This is a genomic window from Rathayibacter sp. AY1A3 (assembly GCF_002930975.1).
Lineage (GTDB): Bacteria > Actinomycetota > Actinomycetes > Actinomycetales > Microbacteriaceae > Rathayibacter.
In genome coordinates this window covers 66,167-76,470 of record NZ_PSTO01000016.1, presented here as the reverse complement: position 1 = coordinate 76,470, position 10,304 = coordinate 66,167, and the positions used below count along the sequence as shown (strand labels likewise).

The following is a 10,304-nucleotide window of genomic DNA, read 5'->3' as shown; positions in this document are numbered from 1 at the left end:
CCTTTCGGAGGGGGCGGGTCAGTGGGTGAGGCCGTAGTGCAGCGTGGGGTCGAGGTGCTCGAGGTCGACGAGGCGGTTGTACTTCGCGACCCTCTCACCGCGCGCGGGGGCGCCGGATTTGATCTGCCCGACTCCGGTTCCCACCGAGAGGTCGGCGATGAAGGTGTCGAGGGTCTCGCCGGAGCGGTGGGAGACCATGCAGCGCATGCCGGCGTCGTGCGCGGCCGCGATCGCGTCGAGGGTGCCGGTGACGGTGCCGATCTGATTGGGCTTGATGAGTGCGGCGTTGGAGTAGCCGTTGCGGGCTCCGTCGCGGATGCGGTCGGCGTCGGTGACGTAGAGGTCGTCTCCCACGAGCTGCACCCGGTCGCTGATGGTGTGGGCGAGGAGGGCCCAGCCCTCGTGGTCGTCCTCGGCGAAGCCGTCCTCGATGCTGCGGATCGGGTAGTCGGCGATCAGCTTCTCGTAGTAGCGGGCGAGTGCGTCGCGATCGAGGTCGGTGCCGGCGACGGTGTAGTGGCCGTCGCCGTGGAAGAAGCCGTTCGCGGCGGGATCCATCGCGATCGCGATGTCACTGGTGCCGGGCTGGTATCCGGCGTCGGTGATCGCTGCGACGAGGAGGTCCAGGGCGTCTTCGGGCCGGTCGATGGGGGGCGCGAAGCCGCCCTCGTCGCCGAGCCCGGAGGTGCCGTAGGCGGTGCGGACGCGGGCGGCGAGGGCGTGATAGATCTCGGCGCCGATCTGCACTGCCTCCTCCTCGGTGCCGGCGGAGACGGGGGCAATCATGAACTCTTGAAAGTCGAGGCCGTTCGCGGCGTGCGCGCCGCCGTTGATGACGTTGAAGTGCGGGACGGGCAGGGAGGCGGTCGCCCCGGTGTGATCGGCGATCCACCGGTGCAGGGGCAGGCCGGTGCGCGCTGCGAAGGCGCGGGCGGCCGCGATGGAGACGGCGACGACGGAGTTCGCTCCGAGGCGGGCGAGGTTCGCGGTTCCATCCAGTGCTCGCAGCGCTTCGTCGATCTCGCGAAGCGAGGTCCAGGAGTGCTCGAGCAGGAGGGCGCGGATCTCGCCGTCGACGGCCGCGACAGCGGAGCGGACTCCGCGTCCGCCGAACGCGGGGCCGCCGTCGCGCAGCTCGACCGCTTCGAACGCGCCGGTCGAGGCGCCCGCGGGGGCGGAGGCGTCCAGGACGGTGTCGTCGTCTAGACGCAGGGTTACAGCGACGGTCGGGAAGCCGCGGGAGTCGAGGATCTGCCGTGCGGCGACGTCGGTGATGACCAGCGGGTGTCCGGCGGGGTGGGTGACGTACTCGCCCGATCCGTGGATGCTGGTGCGGGTGTGGCTGATGTAGGCGTTCATCAGGTTCCTCCTTCGTGGGCGAGCGTGATCGCCGCCCGGTCGGCTCTTGCGGGGTCGAGGTAGCGTCCGCTCCTCGAGATCGGTGTCCCGGACGGCCCGGTGTCGTACAGGTACGGCTGACCGGTCGGGATGTTCAGATCGCGGACCGCGGCATCGCCGAGGTCCTCGAGAAGGGCGCGCAGCGCGCGCAGGGAGTTGCCGTGCCCGACGATGAGCACCGTCTCGCCCTCCTCGAGGGCGGGCAGGATGCGCTCCGCGAGGAGCGGCTGCAGTCGGTGGACGACGTCGCGCAACGACTCCGTCTCCGTCATCGCCTCGGCCGGCTGCCCACGGAACGCCGCGGACCTGTGCAGCTGCGCGAAGGCGGCGGCGGACAGAGCAGGCGGGCGGACGTCCATCGACCGGCGCCACTCCAGGAAGGCGTCGGCCCCGTACTGGGCTCTGACGGCGCTTTTGGACAGGCCGGTGAGCGCTCCGTAGTTGCGCTCGTTCAGCCGCCACTGGGCCGCGACGATCCGCGGCCGCCCTGGAAGGGCGCCGGCGATGATCCGGGCCGATTCGGTGGAGCGTTGCAGGGTCGACGTGAGGATCAGATCGGGGTCGATCGATGCGTCCCTCAGCAGCGTCGCCGCCTGTCGCGCTTCGTCACGTCCGAGGTCGGTGAGGGGAACGTCGAGGACGCCGCAGAAGAGACCGTCGGCGTTGCCGGTGCTCTCACCGTGGCGCACGAGAACGAGCGGGGGATGCGCGGGCATGGGTCACCTACCTGGTCTCTGATCGAGAAGGTAGGAACCATCAGCCTCGGCGGCAGTTCGAGCTCACGCTCGGGCGGGATCCATCACCACTGCCGTCAGCCTACGCCCGCACCTCGGTCAGGACCAGGGCAGCGGCTCCGAATCATCGTCCGGGGAGAGGGGGATCATGAGGACCGGCCGGTGCTGACGGTGAGCGAGACGGGCGCCGACGGCGCCGGAGAAGACCTCCTGCACGGTTCGACGCAGAGACGGCTCCTTCGTGCCGACAATGATCATGACCGCATCGACACGGTCCGCGAGCGTCGCCAGAGCGTGTGCAACGTCACCGGCCATCTGATGCGTCTGCCACGGGACACGGTCACCGACGATCCGGTCAAGCCGCTCGAGGATCGCAGGATCGAACGGATCCTCGCTGCTGTCGGCGGCATCCGAATCCAACGGCATCGACCGCTCGACCAGCGGATCCTCTCCGAACTGCCCGTCGATGACGTACCGGCCCGTGTCCACCTGCACGAACTCCAACCGCCCCCCGAAACGCACGGCGAAGCGCAGCGCTTCCTGAATCACCGCTTCCGGCTGATCCGCCTGCACCCCGACCACGATCGCGTCCTCAGCCATCACGCGCACCTTTCCGATCCTCGTGCGCTCGGACGGAGAACAGTGACGCCGTACGGATCACAGCTGCTCCTATCTCCGCGCACACCACTGACAGAGATAGGGACTGTTGTCGACGTCGTCGAGGTTGGGTCCGGCGAGCCCCACCGCCGGAACGCACTGCGTTGATATCAGTGTGCACCCGCGCCGCCCCGCCCGCACCTGCAGTCAGGTCGCCGTCCGCTGGAGCCAGTGGAGTGTCGCAGATGCACTGCGGGCGACACCGGTGCCTTCCTCCCGGGTCTGGTCCCCGCCAGCGGCCCGCGCGTACACGCGCGGACGCTGCGGCGTACCCGGATCGGCTGCTACTGACCAAGCGCGCCTCGGGAACGAACGGCGGGATCACGCTCGACCCGACGATCGGGGTGTCGTCGAGGATGGCACGCGGTCGAACCGATCACCACGGAGACCACCGCGCGCGAGACGGTGAGAAGCAGCCCAGGCGCAAGGGGGTCTCGAATCGTCGTCGGCGCGGTTCACTCACTGCATGGATGGTCTGCCCTTCGTTGTTCTCGTCGTCATCTTTCTCGCCGCCGCCGCAGTGGTGTGGATCGCCGGCATCCAGTTGTCGAAGGCGACGGACGTTCTGGACGCGCGTCTGCACCTGGGGAGTGCGCTGGGCGGTCTGATCGTCCTCGCCGTCGCGACGAACCTGCCGGAGATCGCGATCACCGTGTCCGCCGCGCTCTCCGGGAACCTGGACGTCGCGGTCGGCAACATCCTCGGCGGCATCGCACTGCAGACCGTGGTCCTCGTCGTCCTCGACCTGTTCGGCAAGCGCGGAAAGGGTGCGAAGCCGCTCACCTACCGTGCCGCGTCCCTCACACTCGTGCTCGAGGGGCTCGTGGTCGTCGCGGTGCTCGCCGTCGTCATCGCCGGCAGCCAGCTGCCCTCCGGACTGGAAGTGTTGCGCCTGACCCCGGACGTCGTCCTCATCGCCGGCCTCTGGGTCGTGGGGCTGCTGCTCGTGCAGCGCTCCGGCAAGCACCTCCCCTGGCACGAGGACGGGCGGGCCCCCGACGCGACAGCATCCCCGGCGAAGAAGAAGACGCACCCGATGAGCACACGCAAGGCGACCATCGTGTTCACGATCTCCGCCGCGGCGACCCTCCTCGCCGGTGTCGTGCTCGAGCGCGCCGGTGACGCGGCATCCTCGCAGCTCGGTCTCTCAGGGGTGCTGTTCGGAGCCACCGTGCTCGCTCTCGCCACCTCCCTCCCCGAGATCTCGACCGGGCTGCAAGCCATCAAGCAGGGCGACGACAACCTCGCCATCAGCGACATCTTCGGCGGCAACGCCTTTCTCCCCGTCCTGTTCCTCGTCGCCACCGTCCTCTCCGGCACCGCGGTCCTCCCGCAGGCGAACTCGTCCGACATCTACCTCACCGCTCTCGCCGCCCTGCTCACCCTCGTCTACGTCGTCGGACTGATCTTCCGACCCACCCGCCGCATCGCCGGCATGGGGGTCGACTCGTTGATCGTGCTCGCGCTCTACACCGTCGGCATCGGCGGGCTCTTCGCCATCACCGCGACATGACGTCCGTGCCGCCGTGTGCAGATCGACCGGATCGCTGCAGCTCGAGCTGACACGGCCGCTGGCGTGATCGGCGTTGCGACGAGCCGTGCACCGGTCAGCGCATCTCGTGCGCGATCTCCAGGAACGCCGCCGCGGACGACCCGATGCGATCGGACCAGATGGCGCGGAGGGGTCGCACGAGTGCTGGTCCGCGGAGGGGCACTCGTATCAGTGAGCGCGCGGCGAGATCTGCTTCGACGGTGAGGATGCTCATGACTGCGGGCGCGATGCCGGCGCGGGCGTTCGCTCGGATGATCGCCGTCGTCTCAAGGATCGCGGCGGGAATCGCGGGTGCGAGCCCGGCGTCGTGGAGCCATGCTTCGAGGGTCGTCCGGGTGCCGGAGCCTTCCTCTCGCGTCAGCAGTGCGGTGCCGGCCAAGTCCTCGGCGCTGATACTCGCCGCGCGTGCCCAGGGGTGGTCCGGTGCTACGACGACAGCGAGTTCGTCCTCCGTGACCACGTGAGAGGAGAGCGTGGCCGTGGACGCCGGTGTCTCGACGAATCCGAGCTGCGCCGCACCGGATCTCACGAGCTCGGTGACCGTGGCTGAATTGCCGGCGATCAGCTGCACACTCACCTCGGGTGCGCGCTGTCGGAATTCGAGGAGCCAGCGTGGGAGCAGCAGTTCGGCGATCGTCTGCGACGCCGCGAGGACCAGTGAGCCGGTCGGCTGTCGCAGTGCCGCCGCGCCCGCCTCGAGGCGGCGGGACGCCTCGAGGACCGGGCCGGCCAACTCGAGCACGAGCCGGCCCGCGTCGGTCATCAGGGACCCGGTCGGAGAGCGGCGCACGAGCGGCTGCCCGATGGCGCGCTCCGCTACCCGCAGACGCGCCGAGACGGCCTGCTGGGTGACGCCGAGGGCTTCGGCAGCGCGGGAGAGCGAGCCCGCCTCGGCGATGCGTTCGAGCACCTCCAGCGTGTCGAGATCCAGGATCCGATCCGTCAATCGCCGCGTCGCCACAAGCACTCATTGTGCCCCGCCAACACGATCGCTGTATCGGCTGGGGACGGCGATGCTCAGGCTGGAGTCATGACAACTCTCTCCCCCGCCCGCGCATCTTCCTCGATCGGGCATTCTCCGCGGTCGAGGCGCTTGTTCCGGGAGCTGGAGCATCCGGGACTGATCGTGTCAAACCTGACGCCGAACTGGTTCGCGTCGATCATGGGCACCGGCATCGTCGCGGTCGCCGCCGCGTCCCTGCCACTCCAGTTCCCCGGACTGCGTACCGGGGCCACCGTCGTCTGGGCGATCGCCGCGCTGCTGCTCGTCGCGCTGACGGTCGCGACCGGGCTGCACTGGGTCCGCTACCGCGCTACAGCGATGAGGCACCACCTGAATCCGGTCCTCTCGCACTTCTACGGCGCGCCTCCCATGGCGTTTCTCACCGTCGGCGCGGGAACCCTCCTCCTCGGCAAGGACTGGATCGGCCTGCCCGCCGCTGTCACCATCGACTGGGTGCTCTGGACCGCGGGGACTCTCGGCGGGCTGGTGACGGCGGTCCTGGTGCCCTACCTCGCGTTCACCCGGCATGAGAACAAGCCCGATTCGGCGTTCGGCGGCTGGCTGATGCCGATCGTTCCGCCGATGGTGTCCGCTTCCACCGGCGCATTGCTGCTGCCGTACGCGCCCGCCGGGCAAGCGCGGGAGACGCTCCTGTGGTCCTGCTACGGCTTCTTCGGCCTCAGCCTGATCGCGTCGCTGGTGGTGATCACCCTGATCTGGAACCGGCTCGCGCAGCACAAGGTCGGAGCGGCGGGGATGGTGCCGACACTGTGGATCGTCCTCGGTCCGGTCGGACAGTCGATCACCGCTGTGAATCTGCTCGCCTCGAACGCGCCCACCGTCGTGGACGCCGGCACAGCGCGTGCGCTGCTGGTCGTGGCTCTGGTGTACGGCTTCGCGATGCTCGGCTTCGCGCTGCTCTGGACCGTCATCGCCCTCGCGATCACCCTCCGCACCGCGAAGGAGCACCTGCCGTTCAGTCTGACGTGGTGGTCGTTCACGTTCCCCGTCGGCACCTGCGTCACCGGACTGAACGGCCTCGCCCTGCACTCCGGTCTCACGGTCGTCGCCGGCCTCGCCGTGCTCTACTACGTCGGCCTGGTCGCCGCGTGGATCATCGTCGCCGCCCGCACCTTCCACGGTTCCGTGATCCGCGGCACCCTGCTCGCACCACCGCGACCGGCCTGACCGGGATCGAGGACCATCGTGGACATCCGAACCCTGAACGCCCTCGCCGAGACCTGGCGGAGTACCGCGGACGCGACCGGACGCTTCGTTCCGGGCTTCGATCCCCGCTCCGGCGGCACCGCCAGTCGCGTCCTGGTGCTGATGCAGTCACCCGGCCCTCGGACGATCGCCGCGGGATCCGCTGCCGTCTGCAGCGAAGACAACCTCGGGCCCACCGCCGCCGCGTTCCGGGCGGCCCGCATCGAGTCCGGACTCCCCCGCGACCACTACCTCCGATGGAACCTCATCCCGTGGGAGATCCCTGGCCGCATCCGCCCCGCGGACATCGAGCAGGGCCGGCTCGCGCTCGGTGAGCTGCTGGAGCTGCTGCCCGCGCTCGACGCCGTCGTCACCTACGGGACCGTGGCGCTCGACGGGGTCATGCGCCACCTGACCCTGCACGATGATCCCCGAGTCGTCCCCGTCCTCGCGGCACCGCACCCCTCACCGGCCAACGGACGTCACCGCGCCGACCAGCACCTCCGCTCCGTGAACGCGCTCCGCCTCGCGAATCGTCTCGGATCCGGTCGGCGAGTCGCAGACTGACGGCACCGAAGGCAGACGTCCGCGGCTCGGTCGGCACCGGTCCTCGTGACCGATGAGGCGCTGATCTCAGACGGTCCCCGTCCGCGGACCGCTGACGGGAACGGCCTGGTCGTCCACGATGTCGACGGTGTACGCCGCGCCGTGCTCGAGCGTGTGGCCGACGGTGCACTGACGGTCGACCGCCCGGCGGGTGCGCTCGGACAGTGAGGCGATCCGCTCGGGATCGAGCGCCGACAGGTCGGCGCGGATCACGGCGGTGATCGAGTCGTAGCGGTCCTCACCCTCGGGCTTGGTCGCGGTGATGTCGGTGGTCGCTTCGAAGTCGGCTCCGAGCCGGCTGGCGAGGATGTGGTCCGAGGAGAGCATGCCGCAGGCGGCGAGGGCGAGGTGCAGCAGCTCGCCGGGCGAGAACACACCGTCGGCCTCCGACCCGCCGATGCGGACCTCGGCTCCTCGCGCGTTGCGGCCGATGAAGCTTCTAGGGCCCTCGCGGGTGATGTGCAGCGGCGTGGTCTCGGTGCTCATGGTCTGCTCCTGTCCGGTGTCCGCGGCACCGCGGGCAGTGTCGGTGTCTCCTGCGGGTGGATGGTGTCTCAGGTGTCGGTGCGGACGAGGGGGGAGTTCGTGCCGCGGACCCTGATGTCGACGCCGGTGATCTCCGACCGGGCGATGCCCGTGGATGCCGCCAGGTCGACGGCGCGCTTCCCGGCCGCCGTCCAGGTGGCGACGGTGGTCGTGCTGCCGTCTGTGCGGGTGATCACGAGTTCGTACTCCGCGTCGGCGGGCGCGTCACCACTGTAGGTGCAGCTCCACTCCAGCCGGGTGCCCCACGGCTTCCCCTCGACCTGGATGTCCGCAGCGAGAGCGGGATCGGCCGCGATCGGGTCCATCGGTTCGAGGGTCGCCTCGCTCGCCACGGGAGCGCCCGCGATGCCCGTGCCGAGAGCGACGCCTCCGAAGACGGAGGCGGTGACGGCGGCCGCGACGGCGAGGGACGTCACCAGCCGGCGCCGACGTCGGTGCGTCCGGACACGGTGGGCGATGGCGGGCAGCGTCACCATCGACGGCGGCGCGTCGTCGCCGTCGTCCGATGCGCTGATGGCGAGAGCGTCCTCGACGGAGAGGCGACCGACGATGCCGGGCAGTCCTGCCAGCTCTGCCACGGCCGCGCGGCAGTCCGCGCAGCCGCTGAGGTGCTGCTCGTACTCGAGTCGCTGATCCGCGGGGAGAGCGCCGAGGACGTAGGACGCGTCCCAGTCGCGGTACTCGTCCTCCGTCGCAGAGCTTCCGTGGTGGTCGTTCATCGGGTGACGCCCCTTTCCTGCAGAGCCAGTCGCAGTCCGCGCAGTCCGTAGTGCAATCGGGATTTCGCTGTTCCCTCGGGGATGGAGTGCCGGCGGGCGATCTCGGGGACGGTGTGTCCGAGGAAGTACGCGTCCACCACGATCTGACGATGCTCCACCGACAGCGATGCGAGAGCGTCGGCGACGAGGATGCTGTCCAGGACCGCGTCGGTGCGATCGGGGACGGCGCCGCCGCCGTCCTCGTCCTTCGCCGGCACTTCGCGTCGGCTCCGAGCGGAGCGGGCGTCGTCGATGACGAGGTTGCGGGCGACGGTGAACAGCCACGCGCGAGCGGCGTCGGCGTCGCGTTCGAGGACCTGCGGGCGCTGCCAGGCCCGGACCATCGTCTCCTGCACGACGTCCTCCGTCAGAGCCGCGTTCCGAGTGAGGTTCTGCACGAAGCGCCGCAACGCCGGGCCGTGACTCTCGTACAGCGCGGCCAGGAGCTCATCGACGGGGCGGGGCACAGTGCTCACCGCCTCGAAGCGCCACGGCGCGCTCCCTCATCTCGGTTGCTGCGATCACTGCCGGTCATCCCTTTCCGTCCTTGCCTGTCGAGAACCGGCGACCCGTCCGGGCGATGCGCTTCGCTGCCCGCGGGGACGGGTCGCCGTCGCATCAGGACGCCGGGGTGGAGGTGCTCATGGCCGCGGCTTCCTTGTTCATCGTGCCGTCAGGGAGGAGGACGTACCAGGCGTCCTTCACACCCTGCCCGTTGACCTGGCCCGGCGCGGTGTCCTTCGCGAACCGGTAGACCGGCCATCCGTCGACGGTCAGCTGGGTCGTCCCGTCGGTGCGCGTGATCGAGCCGACCTCTCCGGTGATCCCGTCCGCGGCGGTCGTGCTGGACGCCGACACGGCCGGCCAGGTCGTGGCGCACTCGTCGTAGCAGCTGCTGCTGCCCGAGTTCTGCGTGTCCTTCGTGAACGTGTAGACGGTGTAGCCGGCCTCGTCCGTGATGATCTCGCCCAGCGGCGAGGACGCCGTCGTGAGAGCCGCCGTCTCAGCGGAGGCGGTCGCGGTGGAGGAGGCCGTCGCGGTGGCGGAGGGGCTGTCGGCCGGCGCTTCCGACGAGGCGGCCGAGCCGGCGGCCGTCGAGCATCCGGCGAGAAGGACGGCGGCGAACGCCGCAGTCGTCACAGTGGTCGCGATTCGCTTGAGCATGATGCCTCCTGTAGTGCGGGGGCCGAGGTGGCCCCACCGAGGACACGACACAGCAGTCGCGGACGTTCAACGAGGCGAGAAGATCGCTGGGAGAGCATTCGCGCGGCAGGCGGCTTCAGCGAGGCCGAGGCGAACGAGCACGCAGACCGCCAGGGAACGGTGACGGCACTTGCGCTCCCGCTGAAACAGCTGCACACTGGACCCAAGTTCTTCGTACCAAAAATCACGCCAGCCACCGAGCTGGCTTTTTTCATGCCCAAGCCGGCCTCGCGCCGGCTTTTTTCATGCCCGGCCGGGATCTGAGCACGCGCCGCTCTCCTGGCCCCCTCCTCTCCTGCCGACGTCCGCGCGACGTCTGCAGCGCCAGCTCACCGAGCCATCCGGCCCGGTGTCATCGGAACGCGCTCGCGCGTTCACCCCGCGGAGGTCACATTGCTGAACTCGCTGCTCGAGATGCTGTTGAAGGAGGTGGACCCCAACGTCGCGCTCGTGTGCCTCACGAGCTACTTCGGACTCCGATTCATGGTGAAGAAGATCGAGGACTTCCTCGTCATCTTCCTGCCCACCAAGGAGCCGGCACGACGCAAGGCCCTCCTCCAGCGAAGCCGACGCCCCAAGGCGTAACTCGAAAACGCCCCTCCTTCGTGGAGGGAAGAGCTCTGCCTCCGATTGTCCGAGAA

General features: G+C 69.6%; 12 protein-coding genes and 1 riboswitch. Of the genes, 4 read left to right on the top strand and 8 right to left on the bottom strand.

The features are described from left to right. Positions 1–18: 18 nt before the first annotated feature. The 3 genes from eno to C5C10_RS09560 all read right to left on the bottom strand — a co-directional run bounded on the left by eno (position 19) and on the right by C5C10_RS09560 (position 2,732). Positions 19–1,359, bottom strand: a complete 1,341-nt coding sequence (gene eno / locus C5C10_RS09570) for a phosphopyruvate hydratase (RefSeq protein ID WP_104277737.1) — start codon at positions 1,357–1,359, stop codon at positions 19–21. Beyond that, positions 1,359–2,114, bottom strand: coding sequence for a 2,3-diphosphoglycerate-dependent phosphoglycerate mutase (locus tag C5C10_RS09565; protein ID WP_104277736.1), 756 nt, complete (start codon positions 2,112–2,114; stop codon positions 1,359–1,361). Before C5C10_RS09565 ends, eno begins: the two co-directional genes overlap by 1 nt. Positions 2,115–2,138: 24 nt before the next feature. Beyond that, positions 2,139–2,211, bottom strand: a riboswitch (Fluoride riboswitch). Between the two features lie 20 nt (positions 2,212–2,231). Continuing rightward, entirely contained in the window at positions 2,232–2,732 is a 501-nt protein-coding gene (locus tag C5C10_RS09560) for a universal stress protein (RefSeq protein WP_146079716.1), read from the bottom strand. Positions 2,733–3,255: 523 nt separating this feature from the next. Between C5C10_RS09560 and C5C10_RS09555 the strand changes: the two genes are divergently transcribed. After that, the gene (locus C5C10_RS09555; protein WP_104277734.1) at positions 3,256–4,302 is read left to right on the top strand and encodes a sodium:calcium antiporter; all 1,047 of its coding nucleotides are present in this window, start codon (positions 3,256–3,258) and stop codon (positions 4,300–4,302) included. Positions 4,303–4,396: 94 nt separating this feature from the next. Here the strand turns inward: C5C10_RS09555 and C5C10_RS09550 are convergent, their stop codons facing one another. Next, a complete protein-coding gene (locus tag C5C10_RS09550) occupies positions 4,397–5,251 on the bottom strand; it encodes a LysR family transcriptional regulator (RefSeq protein WP_374953345.1) in 855 nt (284 codons plus the stop codon). Between the two features lie 216 nt (positions 5,252–5,467). On the opposite strand from C5C10_RS09550, the gene C5C10_RS09545 reads away from it, so the two are divergent. Next, positions 5,468–6,532 (top strand): TDT family transporter, encoded by a 1,065-nt coding sequence (locus C5C10_RS09545; protein WP_258060519.1) that lies wholly within the window; start codon positions 5,468–5,470, stop codon positions 6,530–6,532. An 18-nt stretch (positions 6,533–6,550) separates the two neighbouring features. Continuing rightward, positions 6,551–7,117, top strand: a complete 567-nt coding sequence (locus C5C10_RS09540) for a uracil-DNA glycosylase family protein (protein WP_258060518.1) — start codon at positions 6,551–6,553, stop codon at positions 7,115–7,117. Between the two features lie 66 nt (positions 7,118–7,183). Here C5C10_RS09540 and C5C10_RS09535 read toward each other — a convergent pair whose 3' ends face one another. The 4 genes from C5C10_RS09535 to C5C10_RS09520 all read right to left on the bottom strand — a co-directional run bounded on the left by C5C10_RS09535 (position 7,184) and on the right by C5C10_RS09520 (position 9,624). Then, positions 7,184–7,642 (bottom strand): OsmC family protein, encoded by a 459-nt coding sequence (locus C5C10_RS09535; RefSeq protein ID WP_104277730.1) that lies wholly within the window; start codon positions 7,640–7,642, stop codon positions 7,184–7,186. A gap of 68 nt (positions 7,643–7,710) precedes the next feature. Continuing rightward, the gene (locus C5C10_RS09530; protein ID WP_104277729.1) at positions 7,711–8,421 is read right to left on the bottom strand and encodes an anti-sigma factor; all 711 of its coding nucleotides are present in this window, start codon (positions 8,419–8,421) and stop codon (positions 7,711–7,713) included. Then, a complete protein-coding gene (locus C5C10_RS09525) occupies positions 8,418–8,927 on the bottom strand; it encodes a sigma-70 family RNA polymerase sigma factor (protein ID WP_056865923.1) in 510 nt (169 codons plus the stop codon). The genes C5C10_RS09530 and C5C10_RS09525 overlap by 4 nt, the downstream gene beginning before the upstream one ends. Before the next feature lie 151 nt (positions 8,928–9,078). Continuing rightward, complete coding sequence (locus C5C10_RS09520; RefSeq protein WP_104314753.1) at positions 9,079–9,624, bottom strand: hypothetical protein; 546 nt, start codon at positions 9,622–9,624, stop codon at positions 9,079–9,081. A 432-nt stretch (positions 9,625–10,056) separates the two neighbouring features. Between C5C10_RS09520 and C5C10_RS09515 the strand changes: the two genes are divergently transcribed. Further along, positions 10,057–10,248: a hypothetical protein gene (locus tag C5C10_RS09515; protein ID WP_104304883.1), complete on the top strand. Its 192-nt coding sequence runs from the start codon at positions 10,057–10,059 to the stop codon at positions 10,246–10,248. The last annotated feature ends 56 nt before the right edge of the window (positions 10,249–10,304 follow it).

Bases quoted from the DNA above. Each gene is read 5' to 3' on its own strand.
- C5C10_RS09520 (WP_104314753.1), bottom strand. From the start codon at position 9,624: ATGCTCAAGCGAATCGCGACCACTGTGACGACTGCGGCGTTCGCCGCC.
- eno (WP_104277737.1), bottom strand. From the start codon at position 1,359: ATGAACGCCTACATCAGCCACACCCGCACCAGCATCCACGGATCGGGC.
- C5C10_RS09560 (WP_146079716.1), bottom strand. From the start codon at position 2,732: ATGGCTGAGGACGCGATCGTGGTCGGGGTGCAGGCGGATCAGCCGGAA.
- C5C10_RS09565 (WP_104277736.1), bottom strand. From the start codon at position 2,114: ATGCCCGCGCATCCCCCGCTCGTTCTCGTGCGCCACGGTGAGAGCACC.
- C5C10_RS09535 (WP_104277730.1), bottom strand. From the start codon at position 7,642: ATGAGCACCGAGACCACGCCGCTGCACATCACCCGCGAGGGCCCTAGA.
- C5C10_RS09555 (WP_104277734.1), top strand. From the start codon at position 3,256: ATGGATGGTCTGCCCTTCGTTGTTCTCGTCGTCATCTTTCTCGCCGCC.
- C5C10_RS09530 (WP_104277729.1), bottom strand. From the start codon at position 8,421: ATGAACGACCACCACGGAAGCTCTGCGACGGAGGACGAGTACCGCGAC.